Genomic DNA, 14,617 nt, shown 5'->3' on the forward strand with positions numbered 1-14,617 from the left:
GTTCCGGTCGTCTCCCACAGGACGAAACCTATCCGCGGGAATTGCCCGTTCGGTCGGGCTCGCCGTCTTCTGGAGGACTCACAGGAGGCGGCGACGACTGCTGGTCCGGGCCACGCCCCACGGCTCGGGAAGAGAGACACATTAATAGTTGTTTACCTCAGGTATCTATCTATATAGTTGCAGACAGCAAGTAAACGAGTTCGAGGAGAGATCGCCGTGGCCGTCCACACCGAGACAGCAGAGCTGCTGATGGAAGAAGTCTTCCGCTTCGGCCGCGCACTGCGCGTGGCCGTGTCGACGGGGGACGACCGCACCGAGTTGCCGGCCGCCCTGGTCGGCGTACTGGGAACGCTCGCCACCCACGGCGAGTGCCGACAGTCCGAACTGGCGAACGCCATGTGCACCAGCCAGTCCGTGCTCAGCCGCCAGCTCGCCGAGCTGGTGGACGCGGGCCACGTCGTGCGTACTCCCGATCCCGACGACGGACGTGCCACCCGGGTTCGGGTGTCCGACGCCGGACTCGCCTGCTTGGACCGCATCAAGGAGCACCGAGTCGCACGGTTGTCCCGCATGTTGGGGGACTGGGACGAGGACCAGGCGAATGCCGCCCTCGACTCCATCCGTCGACTCACGTCCACCTTCACCGACGAGGCGCAGGCCCGGCACTCCGGCCAGCGCATCCTCTCGCATAACTGAGAATAGGAAGAACCACAGACATGACCGTCACACACGACACTCCGCCCTCCCGGGTGAGTGACACCGATCAGCTCTCGGCTCCCGCCGAGGCCGCCGCGGACTCGACCCCGATGACGCACCGGCAGATCCTCGAGGCCCTGATCGGTCTGCTCGCCGGGCTCTTCACCGCCCTGCTCAGCACGACCATCGTCTCGACCGCCCTGCCCACCATCATCGGCGACCTGAAGGGCTCGCAGACCGCGTACGCCTGGGTCATCACGACGGCACTGCTCGCCAACGCGGCCTCGACGCCGATCTGGGGCAAGCTCGCCGACCTCTTCAACAAGAAGCTGCTGGTCCAGAGCTCACTCGTCATCTTCGTCATCGGCTCCGTCATGGCCGGCCTCGCGCACAACGTGCCGATCCTGCTCGCCGCTCGCGTGGTGCAGGGCATCGGCATGGGTGGTCTGACCGCACTCGTCGTCGCCATCATCGGCAGCATCGTGTCTCCTCGTGAGCGCGGTCGCTACTCCGGCTACATGGGCGCCGTCATGGCCGTCTCGATGTCCGGCGGCCCGATCCTCGGCGGGGTCATCGTCGACAGCCCCCTCGGGTGGCGCTGGTGCTTCTTCGTCTGCATCCCGCTCGCCGTCATCGCTCTGCTGCTGCTGCAGCGCACGCTGCACATCACCACCGAGCGCAAGGACGACGTCTCCATCGACTGGCTCGGCGCGCTTCTCCTCACCGCCGGTGTGTCCGTGCTGCTCATCTGGGTCTCGTTCGCCGGCAAGGCCGGGTACTACGACTGGATCTCCCGTGAGACCGCGATGTACGTCGGCGGCGGTGTCGCTCTGCTGATCCTCACCGTCCTCGTCGAGGCGAAGGTCAAGAGCCCGATCATCCCGCTCAAGATCGTCACCGAGCGCACCACCGGACTCGCCATCATCGCCTCCGTCGCCGTGGGTGTCGGCCTGTTCGGCGCCACCACCTTCCTGGGTCAGTACTTCCAGACCGCTCGTGGCTACTCGCCCACCGCGGCAGGCCTGCTCTCCATCCCGCTCGTCGCCGGCATGCTCGTCTCGTCGGTCGGCTCGGGTCAGCTGATCTCCCGCTTCGGCAAGTGGAAGCCCTTCATCGTCACCGGTTCCTTCCTGCTCGTGGTCGGCTTCGGTCTGCTGGGCACGCTCGATCACGCCACCAACCTGTGGCTCGTGGGCGTCTTCATCGCCATCGTCGGCCTCGGTACCGGCATGCTGATGCAGAACCTGGTGCTGGCCGTGCAGAACACCGTGAGCGTGCAGAACATCGGTGCGGCATCGTCCACCGTCGCGTTCTTCCGGACGTTCGGTGGCGCCATCGGCGTCTCGGTTCTGGGATCGGTCCTCGCCACCCGCGTCGCCGACAACTCGGCCTCCGGACTCGCCGCCCTCGGTGTCCCCGCCGGCTCCAACGGCGGCGGCACCCTGGACATCGGATCGCTGCCCGACCCGATCGCCGCGGTCATCCGTACCGCCTACGGTGACGCCACCGGACGCATCTTCCTGATCGCCGGGTTCGTTGCACTGGTCACCGTGCTCGCGGTGCTGTTCATCCCGAACCGCCCGCTGCGCACCACGATCGACCTGAAGCCTCAGGGTGAGCAGGCCGTGCCCGTCGAGGACTCGGACGTGCAGGGCGAGACCGCCGTGGACATGCAGAAGGACGAGGCTCGCACCGACACCGCGGACACCACCGAGATCGCACCGGTGACCGCTCCCGTCGGCAAGCACGAGGCCGCGGAGGGCTCCGCACCGTTCGACGGACTGAGCACCGATGCCCGCGACCGGCTGCTGTCGCTGCTGCTGCCCAAGCCCGCGGAGACTCTCGACGCACTCGAGGAGGCCGAGGTGCTGCGCGCCGAGGTCGCCGAGCTCCAGCAGGAACTCGATTCCAAGATGCTGAGCTTCGACGCCGTGTGCGAACGACTGCGCCGGTTGGGTCTCAGCGAGGACCAGATCGCTCGCGTTCTCGGTGACGTCCACGTGCCGGACGTGCACTCGCGATTCGACGCCTCGCACAACTAGTTCGACGACGACAGAGCGGACGCACCCGATTCGGGTGCGTCCGCTCTCTCGTGCGTGGGGTGCACGGGTTCCGTGATGTGCACACCCCTTCTGTCCGGCGGACGAGGGTGTGCGGCGCGGGAACCTGTGCGCCAGCGATCATCGGTTCACTGCGTACTCCCGCAGCTGCTCCACGACGAACGCGTGATCGTCGCGGTGCGGTAGACCCGAGACGCCCGCGTACCCGACGACTCCGACGCCGTCCACCCGCAGCGGCAGCACTCCACCCGCGGCGGCGTGCGTCTCGGCGGGCAGGCGCGACTGCGCATCGAAGTCGCGGCCGGTGGCGGTGAAGAACTCGAGCACGCCCAGCGAGCTCCGCCCGTACCTCGTGGCGGTGTTGGTCTTGCGGGTCAACCAGTCGTCGCTCTCCGGATACGACCCCGGCAAAGCTGTGTGGAACGCCCGCTGATGGCCGTGCACGACGCCGATGACGAGGGGGAGCCGACGCGTCGCCGCGGCCTCGCGCATCCGGCAACCGAGAGCCCAGGCGTCGTCCAGGTCGAACGAGGCGAAGGTGACCGCGGTCTCGTCGGCGATCACCGCGGCGAGTTCCGGGGTGCTCATGCGGTGGACGAGGCGAGCCAGATGTTCAGACCGCCGTCGACGGCGTACTCGTCGATGTCGGCGAGATCCTGATCGCTGAAGGGCGGGCTGTCGAGGGCTGCGACGCTGTCCGCGATCTGCGACGGCCGGGACGCACCGACGAGCACCGAGGAGACCTGTCGGCGACGCAGCACCCAGGCCAGCGCCATGTGCGCCAGCGACTGTCCGCGCCGCTCGGCGATGCCGTTCAGTGCCGCGACGTTGCCGAGGTTCTCCTCCGACAGCATGCCGTCACGCAGGGTCTTGCCCTGAGTCGCGCGGGATCCCTCGGGAATGCCGTCCAGATACTTGGTCGTCAGCAGACCCTGCGCCAGCGCAGAGAACGCGATGCAGCCGATGCCCTCCGCGTCCAGCACGTCCAGAAGTGACGGAACTCCCTGCTCCACCCAGCGATTGAGCAACGAGTACGACGGCTGATGGATGGCCAGCGGCGTGCCGAGATCCCGGAGAAGAGCTGCCATCTCGACGGTCCGCTCCGCGGAGTAGGACGAGATGCCCGCGTACCGTGCCTTGCCCGAGCGCACCGCGGTGTCGAGTGCACGGGCCGTCTCCTCGAGCGGGGTGTTCGGATCGAACCGGTGGCTGTAGAGGATGTCGACGTAGTCGAGCCGCAGACTGGTCAGCGAGTGGTCGAGGCTGCCCAGCAGGTATTTCGCACCACCGCCGCGGCCGTACGGTCCGGGGAAGAAGTCGTATCCCGCTTTCGTGGAGACGACGATCTCGTCGCGGAGTGTCGCGAAGTCCTCGGCCAGGATGCGGCCGACGTTCTTCTCCGCGGAGCCCATCGGAGGGCCGTAGCCGTTCGCGAGGTCGAAGTGGGTGATGCCCAGATCGAATGCGCTGCGGATGATCTCGCGCTGATTCTGCAGTGGCGTGTCGTCGCCGAAGTTGTGCCACATACCGAGTGACACGGCAGGCAGCAGGAGGCCCGAGGTCCCGACGGGCCGGTAGGCCATCGAGTCGTAGCGGGTCGACGCCGGGGTGTATGCGTCACGGAGCAGGGAGGGCATGAAGGAGAACTCCTATCGGGTGAGGGAGAGGTCTTTCAGAAGGTCGATCTGGGTGTCGTCCTCGAGAGCGGACCCGACGGCGACGACGTCGGCGCCGGCGGCGAGATAGTCGGGGGCGTTGCGGGCGTTCATGCCGCCCGTCGCGACGAAGCGCATCGCGGGGAATGGGCCCTTCATCGCGGCGAACCAGTCGGCGCCCAGGACGGATGCGGGAAACGCTTTGACCCATCCGAGCCCGAACGCGGCCGCTGCCTGGACGTCGGTCCCGGTGGCGACACCGGGAAGGTGCGGCATACCGGCGTCGATGCTCGCCCGCGCGACGGCGGGGTCGAAGCCGGGAGCCACCGTGAAGGCGGCACCCGCCTGCTGTGCCGTCCGCACGAGGTCGGGGGTGACCACCGTCCCCGCCCCGACGGTCATGCCGCGCTCGGCTCCCGCGCTCACCACCGCGGCCAGGGCGTCCACCGCGGCGGCGGACTGCACCGGCACCTCGATGCAGGTGATGCCGGCGTCCCAGCCGCGCTGGGCGAGCGCGACCGACCGCGCGGGGGAGAACCCCCGCAGAATGGCCATCACGGGTCGCGACGAGAACGCGTCGTCGAACCAGTCGTTCACGGTCTCCATCCGAGCTCCTTCGACACGTTGTCGGTGACTGCCCGGAGGTCGGGCAGCAGTTTCTGCAGGGCGGCGAGGTCCGCGCGCCCCTTCAGCGAGGTGATGGACACCGCCGCGACGACGCGATCACTCGCGTCTCGCACGGGCATCGCCACACAGTTGACGTAGTCCTCGTACTCGGCGTCGTCCACCGACCAGCCGCGTTCGGCGACGACTCGCAGTTCCTCGTCGAACTGCTGCCGAGAGGTGATGGTGGTGGCCGTGTGTCGCGAGAAGTCCGCGCCGTCGAGCACGGCATCGACCACCTCGGGGTCCTGGAATGCCAGTACCGCCTTGCTGACGCCGGCCGTGTGCAGGCACACTGGAGCGCCGATCTGGGAGAACAGCTTGATCATGCCGGGTTGTTCGATCTTGTCGACGTAGATGATGCGGCCGCCGTCCAACTGAGCGAGATGCACTGTGTGCGAGCACTGTTCACCCAGTCCGACCAGATACGGGCGAGCGGTGTTCGCGAGGTCGAACTGGTCACGCGCAGCGTGAGCCAGCCCGGCGATGCGGTACCCGACGCCGTATTTCCCGTCGGCCCGCTTGCGGGTCAGGCCGTGGTCGGTGAGGGTCTGCAGCACCCGCAGTGCCGTCGACCGGTGGATGTCGAGATGCGCCGCGACCTCGCTCTGGGTCCGCGGCTGGACGGCGACGAACTCCAGGATCTCGACCGCTCGTTCCACGCTCTGCGACATCGTTCACGCTCCTTCGACTGTGGGGCTCGTGCCGTCAGGCATCGAGCGCTGCTGCGGGGACGAAGTCGGTGGTGCTCGACAACGCTCTCGAGGCGAGATCGTGCCCCATGGACAGCCTGCCGTGTGCGTCCTTGCCTGCACGCAGTCCGGACAGGTATCCCGCCGCGAACGCGTCACCGGCCCCGACCACCTCGACCACCTCGACGGTGTGCGCCGGTACGAAGACGTCGCCCGACGGGGTGAACTCCGTGGCACCGACATCGCTGTCCTTGATCACCACCGTTCCCGACGTTCCGACGAGGGAGGCGATCGACCGGGCGTCCTCGGTGCCCCACAGGTCGGCAGCCTCGTCGCGGCCGACGAAGACGATGTCGGCGCGTCGGGCCAGATCGAGCAGGATCGGCGCGGCCCGCTCACGCGACCAGACGCCGGGCCGGTAGTTCACGTCGAACGACAGGATCGTCGACGTGCCGGCGCAGAGGTCGAACAGTCGATCCGTCATCGCCGCACAGGTCGGCGACAGCCCCGCGGTGATACCGGACGTGTGGACGACGTCGGTCCGGTGCAACGGCAGTCCGTCCAGAGTCGCCGGCGACATGCGCGACGCAGCAGAGCCCCGCCGGTAGTAGTGGACGGTGGTGACACCGTCGTCCGGGTCCTTGAAGTAGACGCCGGTGGGCGCGTCCTCGCGGACGGTGACGTGGGAGGTGTCGACGCCGTGGGACGCGATGGCGTCGACGATGCGACGGCCGAGCGGGTCGGCGCCCACCGCGCTGGCCCACGACACCTCGTGTCCCAGTTCGGCCAGGTAGAGAGCGACGGTCGATTCGGCCCCGCCCATGTGCAGGGTGAACAGATCCGCCGTGTGGAGTGGGGTGGCGTCGACCGGTGCGACGAGCGTCATCGTCTCTCCGATGCAGAGGAACTCAGGCATCGACGCTCTCCTTCGGGGCGCGGGTGCGACTCTTCTTCAGGCCGGCACGCAGGTACGGGCCGACGACGGCCAGCGCGCTCAGCACGAGCAGACCGACGGCGATACCGCTGGTGTAGATGCTCGCGGCGCCGTCGATGAGGAACGCCCGACGGATGTTGCTCTCGGCCAGCGGACCCAGAATCAAGCCCAGTACGAGCGGACCCGCCGGAAAACCGTTGCGTCGCAACACCAGTCCGAGCAGTCCGAAGACAAGCATGAGTCCGACGTCGAATGCGCTGTTCTGCACCGCGTAGGTCCCGACCATGCAGAAGGTGATGATGACGGCCCACAGGTACTGCTGCGGGAGGTCGAGCAGCTTCACCACGCCGCGCATCCGGACGAGTGCGAGAGCGAGTGCACCGAACGTCGCGAGCAGCATGATCGCCGCGAGGCTGTAGACCAGGTCGGGGGAGTCGACGAACAGGGCCGGGCCCGGCTGCAGGCCCCAGATGACCATCGACCCGATCATGACTGCCATCACCGCGTCGCCCGGAACACCCAGTGCCAGTGTGGTGGTGACCGATCCGCCCATGGTGGCCGTGCTGGCGGTGTCCGCGGCCGCCAGGCCCTCGAGTGAGCCCTTCCCGAACTTCTCGGGATGCTTGGACGCCCGCCGAGCCTGGTCCCACGAGACGATCCCGGCGATGTCGCCGCCCGCCGCGGGGACCACACCGACCACCGACCCGACGCCGGATCCGATGAGCGCCGGCTTGAGCAGCTCACGGCGCTCCGCCTTGGTCGGCCACCACTTTCCGAGCTGTGTGATCGGTGCGGGGAGTAGACCGGGGCGGCGGCAGATCATCTGGTTGAACACCTCGGCGATGCCGAACAAGCCGACGATCGCCGCGATGAAAGGTATGCCGGAGCTCAGTTCGTTCAGTCCGAAGGTGAAGCGGCCGTCGCCGGTGATGGGATCGCGGCCGATGGCCCCGAGTCCGAGGCCGAGGATGCCGGCGAACAGACCCTTCACGACGCGCCCACCCGAGACGCCGATCATCATCGTCATGCCGAACACCACGAGGGCGAACATCTCGGCCGGCCCGAACCGGAGTGCCACACTCGCGATGGGTTGTGCGGCGAAGACGAGGATGCAGATGCCCACCACGGATCCGATGGCGGACACGAGCGCCGAGCTCGTCAGTGCGATCCCGGCCCGCCCCTGCTTGGCCATCGGGAACCCGTCGAAGGTGGTGGCGATCGACGCCGGGGTGCCGGGCGTGTTGATGAGGATGGACGGCACCCGATCGCCGAACTGGGCGGCGACGTAGATCGACAGGAGGACCGAGAGGCCCTGCAGCGGTTCGAGAGTGAGCGTGAAGCCGGCCGCGAGTGCGACTGCCATCGCCGCGGTGATGCCCGGCACGGCACCGACGAGTGTGCCGAGCAGGATGCCGATGAGAAGGCACAGCCCGATGCTGGGGTCGAGGAGGGCGCTCAGTCCCTCGCTGACGGCGCTCACAGCGGCACCTGCAGGAGCATGCCGAAGATCACCCAGAGAACCGCCGTGGTGACCACCGGGAACACGAGGAGCGCCTTGATTCCTCGGCCGCCGAAGATCGCGACGAGCGCGGCGAGCAGCACCACGGTGACGACCCGGAAGTCGAGGTACTGCCAGGCGGTGCCGTAGACGACGATGACCAGCAGCGTCGCGGTGAGGGCGACACCGCCCGATCGGGTCATCGCGGCCTCGTCGGAGACGATGCGTCCCGTGAAGGCCTGCACGACGAGGACGAGTCCTGCGATCACCATCGAGATCGCGAGCGCGGTGGGCCACCAGCGCGGACCGAAGGCCTGCCCCTCGCGGGCGAGATCGATGTCCCGTGCGGCGACGAACAGGGCGCCGCCGACGAGGGCCACGACGACGCCGATGACCGCTTCGTAGGTGCGGCTCGTGTGCCGCACGTCCTCCTCGGAGGAGTCGCCCGGGATCGTCACGGACGAATCCGTCAGGTCGTGCGTCGTCATTCCTGTGCCGCCAGATCCGCGAATCGATCCGACTCGGATCCGACGAAGGTGGTGGTCTCGTCCGCGGAGCGGTAGAGCGGCAGGTTGCCGCCGGACTCGATCAGATCGATGTACTCGTCTGTCGCGGAGGCGCTTTCGATGGCGCCCTCGATGCGGGTGGCCACGCCGTCGGGCAGGCCGGTCGGCGCCGCGATGACGGCCCAACTGCCGATCACCACGTCCTGACCGAGCTCGGTGGCGGTGGGGACTCCCGGCAGCGCGGGGGCGGGCTCCTCGGTGAAGACGGCGAGAACGCGGAGTCGCCCGTCGGCATGAGCGGGTGCCGTCTCTCCGATCCCGGCGACGACGGCATCGACCTGGGAGCCCACGGCCGCGGTGACCGCGGGTGCGCCGCCGTCGAAGGGGACTCCCGTGAACTCGACACCGGCGACCCTGCCGAGTTCGACGGCGCCTGCTTCCCAGATGCTTCCGGGTCCGGCGTTCGACACGGTGATGCCGCCCGGATCGGCCTGCGCGGCGGCGAGGAGGTCGTCGAGAGTCTGATACGGGCTGTTCGCCGGCACTGCGATGGTGCCGGGCTGGGAGTTGACCTGTCCGAGGAAGTCGTAGGACGCCGGATCGATCGAGTAGCCCTGATGACCGAGCAGGCTCACCTCGACCGGGAGAACACCGATGGTGTATCCGTCGGGATCCTGATCGGCGAGGTACTGCATGCCGATGGATCCTGCTCCGCCCGGTCGGTTCTCGACGATCACACTGACACCGAGGGATTCCTCCATCTGCCGGCCCAGTGTGCGCGCGGTGAGGTCGGTCGCGCCGCCCGCTGCGGTCGGCGTCAGCAGGGTGATGTTGCCGGTGGGGAAGTCCTCGCCGGACTCGGCGCCGCCGGACGATCGATCCGCGCAGCCCGCCGCGACGCCGGCGACCAGGGTCGCTGCTGCCACGACGCCGAGCGCCCGGTGCGAGGAACGAGAGGGTGAGATGCGCACGCATGCCTCCAGGATGGGATTGTGTTGCACTGTCTGCAACACGGTTGCTGAGAGTGCACTCACCATAACCCATATGTGAGCCAGCGCATACCAATTGTCCGTTTGTGATCGAGGCGTCGTCGACGCGGCGGTACCCGCGCGGCGGGCACGACGAGTGCACCCCTTCCGTCGAGCCGGAAGGGGTGTGGGGCGCCGAAGCCTGTGCGCGCCGTGGCAATGGGGCACTGCGCACCGGTTCCGCGACGTGCACACCCCCTGCAGTCGGCGGAGGGGCGTGCGTACCGCGGGAACCCGCGCAGGAGCGACCTACTGCACCGTCACGGGCATGCTCGCGTACCCGCTCGCACCGTCGGGAACGGTGTCGACGCGCACGTCCGTCTGCACCTCACCGGTGCCGTCGGTGGCCCGAGCCTCGATGCGGTGCTGGCCGGAGGTGGCCGTCCAGGCGTACGACCATTGGCGCCAGGTGTCGCGCGAGTACTCGTCGGAGAGGGTGGTCTCGGTCCAGGGGCCGTCGTCGACGCGGACCTCGACACGGGAGATGCCTCGATGCTGGGCCCACGCGACGCCGGCGATCATCACCGCGCCCGCCTGGACGTCCTTGCTGCCGACGGGGGTGTCGATACGGCAGGCCGTCTTGATCGGTCCGCGCTCGGACCATCCGCGGTCGGTCCAGTACGCGCGGGCCTGGCTGAACTTGGTCACCTCGAGGTCGGTGATCCACTTGGTCGCCGAGACGTAGCCGTACAGGCCGGGGACGACGAGGCGCGCCGGGTAGCCGTGCTCGATCGGCAGCGGCTCCCCGTTCATGGCGACGGCGAGCATGGCGTCGCGCCCGTCCATGAGGACGTCCAGCGGGGTGCCGGCCGTGAAGTCGTCGTGCGACGAGGACATCACCATATCGGCCGATGCCTGCGGACGTGCTTCCGCCAGAATGTCTTTCAGGGCGTAGCCGGTCCAGGTGGCGTTGCCGACGAGGTCGCCGCCGATGGGGTTGGACACGCAGGTGAGCGTCACCATCCGTTCGATGGACACGCGCTGTTCGAGATCGGCCAGCGTCAGCGTCATCTCGTTGTCCACCATGCCGTGGATGCGCAGACTCCAGTCCTGCGAGTTCACCCGCGGCACCACGAGAGCGGTGTCGATCCGGTAGAACTCGGCGTTCGAGGTGACGTACGGGGACAGGCCGGGCAGCCGGAGATCCGCGGCGGCGGGCACGGGCGGCGCCGGGCTGTCGGGCACCGGGACGGTGAAGGCGTTGCGGTCCTGCGTGACCGCCCGCGTGGAGGCGCCGAGCACCCGTCCCGCGGCGCCGGTCGCGACGGCCGCGGCAGCGCTGATCCCGGCGAGCATCACGAAGCGTCGACGGGAGAACCCCTCCGACGCGTCCGGGTCCGCGCGCTCGACGAGCGACCGTAGGACGAGGATGCCGACCGCGACGCCGACGACGGTGGGGAGCGCTGCGATCGATCCACTGCCGGAGCGCGAGATCGCCGCCAGGACCCCGAGTACGCCGAGAATCACGAACAGTGCCGATCCGATGGGTCGCCGAGCACGTTCGAGGATGCCTGCTCCGGCGGCGAGGAGGGCGATGACGACACCCATACCGATGAAGAGGGCGAGCTTGTCGGAGGTGCCGAACGTGTCGATGGCCCACTCGCGGACGCCTGCGGGGGTGTTGTCCACCGCCGCCGACCCCACAGCGACGATCGGTGACGAGTCCGGGCCGACCACGGCGGCGAGGAGTTCACCGACACCGAGCACGAGGGCGGCCGAGAGGATTCCGGACAGGGCCCTGCGCATCACGTTCACTGTGTCACTCTAGTCGCGCGAGCACCGTGTCCGAATAGTCGTTTCCGAAGGTGCCGTGGGGATCCACTCGCTCGCGTTCGGCCACGACGTCGTCGAAGCGCGGGTACAGCGAACGAAGTGTGCCCGCGGTGAGGGAGTGCAGCTTGCCCCAGTGCGGTCGTCCACCGACATCACGAGCGATCGCCTCCACCGCGTCGAAGTACCCACCCACCGGCCGCCGGTGGTACTGGTGGACGGCGACGTAGGCGGTGTCACGGCCGTGCGCGGTGGACAACCAGACGTCGTCGGCGGCGGCGCAGCGGACCTCGACCGGGAAGGTCACGCGGTAACCGGTCCGCGCGATCCAGGCCTCGATCGCGCGGATCACGCTCGGCACGGACTCGGGCGGCACCGCGTACTCCATCTCGCGGAAGCGGACCCGACGGGAGGACGCGAACACGGACGAGCTGCGATCGGTGAACGTGCGACCCGACCAGGCCGCCGCCGACACCGTGTTCACCCTCGGGATGATGGACGGGATTCGCATCGTCACGCGATTGATCACCTCGAAGGCGTTGTTGGACAACAGTTCGTCGTCGATCCACGACGACACGCGGCCCACGGGAGACAGTGGCGTGTCGGCGGGCAGCCGCGTGTTGCGCTTGGTCAGCACCCGATCCGTGTGCGGGAACCAGTAGAACTCCGGATGGTCGACGTCGCGCATGTCGTCGGGGAAACGCTCGAGTGCCTCGCCGAGGCGACCCGGGGTCTCCTCGGCGTGCAGCGCGAAGGCCGGAACGCACCGCATCGTCACGGCGGTCAGGATCCCGAACGCCCCGAGGCCGAGTCGCGCGCACTCGAACAGCGGCCCGTCCGACACCGTGACCTCCGTGCCGTCGGCCAGCACCAGTCGCGCCCCGACCACGTGGGCGGACAGCCCGGCGAACCGCGCCCCGGTGCCGTGCGTGCCGGTCGAGATCGCACCCGCGAGTGCTTGCACGTCGATGTCGCCCATGTTGGTCAGCGCCAGTCCGCGGGCATGCAGGAGATCGTTCAGGGTGTGCAGCCGCGTTCCGGCGCGCACGGTGACGTCGGTGGTGCCGTCCGGTCCCGCGGCCACACCCTCGATGCCCGTCAGATGGTCGAGCGCCACCAGGACGCCGTCCGTCAGCGCGGCGCCGGTGAACGAATGGCCTGCTCCGACCGCGTGGACCCGGCCCTGCGCGCGCACGACGACGTCCCGGATCTCGTCGGCGCTGTGCGGTCTCACGATCGACGCGGGCCGTGCGCGCTGGTTTCCCGCCCAGTTCGTCCATTCGGTCATGGATGGATACAAGTACTGGACAACCGTCCAGGTCAACCCCCTAGACTTCGACCATGACCGTGCGCCTCCCCGCCGATCTCCGGCGTTCGCAGCTGATCGAGGCCGGGCTCACCGTGGCAGCGGAGGCCGGGATCGCCGCCGTCACCGTGCGCGCCGTCGCCGAACACGCGGAGGTTTCGCTCGGCGTCGTCCACTACTGCTTCGAGAACAAGGAAGCGCTCGTCACGGCCATGGGCGAGGCGTTGGTCCAGGAGCTCGGCGCCGCCGTCGGCACGGCCCTGCACGCTGCCGCCGCCGACGGTCGGCGGGACTGCGCCGGCCCCCGTGCGCTGCGCGAGATACTGCACCGCGGCGTGGCCGCACTCTGGTCGGTCATCGAGAGCACGGCCGACCGGCAGCTGCTCACCTACGAGATCACCGCCTACTCGGTGCGCTCCGCGGGAGCCGGACCCGGCATCGGCACGTTGCAGTACCGCGTCATGGACACCGAGACGGAGAGCTTCCTCGAGGCGGCGGCCGAGGCATCACGGATGCGGTGGACCGAACCGATGGCGTCGTTGACGCGTTCCGCACTGGCGACCATCGACGGGGTGGTTCTCCGGTGGCTCGTCGACCAGGACACTCTCGCCGTCATCGCGGAACTCGACGACCTGGCCGCGCGCATCGCGGCGAAGGCGGTGCCGTCGTGACCGTGCTCGATCGGCTCGGTGCCGCGACGGCAGAGCTCGACCCGCCGCTGCTCGCGATCGACGAGGAGTCGCTCGAGGCCAACCTCGCGGATCTGGTGCGACGGGCCGGCGGTACGCCCATCCGTCTCGCGTCGAAATCCGTCCGTATCCGCGGTGTCCTCGAGCGTGCGCTGGCCGTTCGGGGGTTCGCGGGCGTCATGGCCTACTCGCTGCGAGAGGCGTTGTGGCTGAACGAGGTACCGGACATCCTCGTCGGCTATCCGACCGTGGATCGACAGGCGCTCGCCACCCTGGCCGCTGACGCCGACGCGTGCCGCCGCATCACTCTCATGATCGACTCGCGAGCACACCTCGACGTGATCGACGCCGCCGGTCCGTGGGCAGCTCCGGTGCGGGTGTGTCTCGACGTCGACGCGTCGCTCCGCATCGGACCCGCTCACATCGGCGTTCGTCGGTCGCCGCTACGTCGTCCGGCCGAGGTGGCCGCGCTGGCGCGGGAGGCGGTCCGGCGCGGCGCGTCCGTCGTCGGCGTGATGTTCTACGAGGCGCAGATCGCGGGGCTGCCCGATTCCGGACGAGCGGTGCGGTGGATGAAGCGGAAGTCGGAGTCAGAGTTGGCCTTCCGGCGACGCGCCGTGATCGATGCCGTGCAGGACGAGGTGGGCGTACTCGAGATCGTGAACAGTGGGGGCACCGGGTCGATCGAGGTGTCGGCTGCGGATCCGGCGGTGACCGAGGTGACGGCGGGCTCCGGCTTGTTCGCGCCGACGCTGTTCGATCGCTACGACGCGTTCACTGCACGACCGGCGCTGTTCTTCGCGCTCCCCGTCGTCCGCACGCCGACGCGGACCATCGCGACAGCGTTCTCGGGTGGGTACATCGCCTCGGGACCGACGGGGGCCTCTCGTGTGCCGTCACTGATCGGACGCGGGGCGTTGATCCGCACCGAGGGGGCCGGGGAGGTCCAGACGCCGGTGGCGGGATCCGGTGCGGCGGTGGGGGATCGGCTGTGGTTCCGGCACGCCAAGGCCGGTGAGGTGTGCGAGCGCTTCACCGAGGCGCACCTTGTGTCCGCGGACGGTTCCCGCACGACACTGCCCACCTACCGCGGTGAGGGTCGGGCCTTCGGCTGACCGGC

General features: G+C 68.9%; 14 protein-coding genes. 4 read left to right on the top strand and 10 right to left on the bottom strand.

What is annotated here, in order from left to right; translation table 11 throughout:
• Nucleotides 1–216 precede the first annotated feature (216 nt).
• Together QRN16_RS01865 and QRN16_RS01870 are read left to right on the top strand one after the other, a co-directional pair.
• Nucleotides 217–696 (top strand): MarR family winged helix-turn-helix transcriptional regulator, encoded by a 480-nt coding sequence (locus tag QRN16_RS01865; protein ID WP_027504681.1) that lies wholly within the window; start codon nt 217–219, stop codon nt 694–696.
• A gap of 110 nt (nt 697–806) precedes the next feature.
• On the top strand, nt 807–2,738 hold the full coding sequence (locus QRN16_RS01870; RefSeq protein WP_156380482.1) for an MDR family MFS transporter: 1,932 nt from the start codon (nt 807–809) through the stop codon (nt 2,736–2,738).
• A gap of 138 nt (nt 2,739–2,876) precedes the next feature.
• Here QRN16_RS01870 and QRN16_RS01875 read toward each other — a convergent pair whose 3' ends face one another.
• The 10 genes from QRN16_RS01875 to QRN16_RS01920 all read right to left on the bottom strand — a co-directional run bounded on the left by QRN16_RS01875 (nt 2,877) and on the right by QRN16_RS01920 (nt 12,790).
• Complete coding sequence (locus tag QRN16_RS01875) at nt 2,877–3,344, bottom strand: heme-binding protein (RefSeq protein ID WP_235578883.1); 468 nt, start codon at nt 3,342–3,344, stop codon at nt 2,877–2,879.
• On the bottom strand, nt 3,341–4,393 hold the full coding sequence (mgrA, locus tag QRN16_RS01880) for an L-glyceraldehyde 3-phosphate reductase (protein ID WP_285184413.1): 1,053 nt from the start codon (nt 4,391–4,393) through the stop codon (nt 3,341–3,343). Before mgrA ends, QRN16_RS01875 begins: the two co-directional genes overlap by 4 nt.
• Nucleotides 4,394–4,405: 12 nt before the next feature.
• Nucleotides 4,406–5,017: a bifunctional 4-hydroxy-2-oxoglutarate aldolase/2-dehydro-3-deoxy-phosphogluconate aldolase gene (locus tag QRN16_RS01885; RefSeq protein ID WP_222630489.1), complete on the bottom strand. Its 612-nt coding sequence runs from the start codon at nt 5,015–5,017 to the stop codon at nt 4,406–4,408.
• On the bottom strand, nt 5,005–5,748 hold the full coding sequence (locus tag QRN16_RS01890) for an IclR family transcriptional regulator (RefSeq protein WP_027504686.1): 744 nt from the start codon (nt 5,746–5,748) through the stop codon (nt 5,005–5,007). The genes QRN16_RS01885 and QRN16_RS01890 overlap by 13 nt, the downstream gene beginning before the upstream one ends.
• Nucleotides 5,749–5,782: 34 nt before the next feature.
• The gene (locus QRN16_RS01895) at nt 5,783–6,682 is read right to left on the bottom strand and encodes a sugar kinase (protein ID WP_056441903.1); all 900 of its coding nucleotides are present in this window, start codon (nt 6,680–6,682) and stop codon (nt 5,783–5,785) included.
• Entirely contained in the window at nt 6,675–8,180 is a 1,506-nt protein-coding gene (locus QRN16_RS01900) for a tripartite tricarboxylate transporter permease (RefSeq protein WP_285184414.1), read from the bottom strand. The genes QRN16_RS01895 and QRN16_RS01900 overlap by 8 nt, the downstream gene beginning before the upstream one ends.
• On the bottom strand, nt 8,177–8,656 hold the full coding sequence (locus QRN16_RS01905; RefSeq protein WP_285184415.1) for a tripartite tricarboxylate transporter TctB family protein: 480 nt from the start codon (nt 8,654–8,656) through the stop codon (nt 8,177–8,179). The genes QRN16_RS01900 and QRN16_RS01905 overlap by 4 nt, the downstream gene beginning before the upstream one ends.
• A gap of 26 nt (nt 8,657–8,682) precedes the next feature.
• Entirely contained in the window at nt 8,683–9,717 is a 1,035-nt protein-coding gene (locus QRN16_RS01910; protein ID WP_285184416.1) for a tripartite tricarboxylate transporter substrate binding protein, read from the bottom strand.
• A 264-nt stretch (nt 9,718–9,981) separates the two neighbouring features.
• The gene (locus QRN16_RS01915) at nt 9,982–11,478 is read right to left on the bottom strand and encodes a molybdopterin-dependent oxidoreductase (protein ID WP_285184417.1); all 1,497 of its coding nucleotides are present in this window, start codon (nt 11,476–11,478) and stop codon (nt 9,982–9,984) included.
• A 13-nt stretch (nt 11,479–11,491) separates the two neighbouring features.
• On the bottom strand, nt 11,492–12,790 hold the full coding sequence (locus QRN16_RS01920; RefSeq protein ID WP_285184418.1) for a D-arabinono-1,4-lactone oxidase: 1,299 nt from the start codon (nt 12,788–12,790) through the stop codon (nt 11,492–11,494).
• Between the two features lie 53 nt (nt 12,791–12,843).
• On the opposite strand from QRN16_RS01920, the gene QRN16_RS01925 reads away from it, so the two are divergent.
• Complete coding sequence (locus QRN16_RS01925; RefSeq protein WP_027504693.1) at nt 12,844–13,479, top strand: TetR/AcrR family transcriptional regulator; 636 nt, start codon at nt 12,844–12,846, stop codon at nt 13,477–13,479.
• A complete protein-coding gene (locus QRN16_RS01930) occupies nt 13,476–14,612 on the top strand; it encodes a type III PLP-dependent enzyme domain-containing protein (RefSeq protein WP_285184419.1) in 1,137 nt (378 codons plus the stop codon). Before QRN16_RS01925 ends, QRN16_RS01930 begins: the two co-directional genes overlap by 4 nt.
• The last annotated feature ends 5 nt before the right edge of the window (nt 14,613–14,617 follow it).

It is taken from the genome of Rhodococcus sp. MEB041, from assembly GCF_030208955.1.
Lineage (GTDB): Bacteria > Actinomycetota > Actinomycetes > Mycobacteriales > Mycobacteriaceae > Rhodococcoides.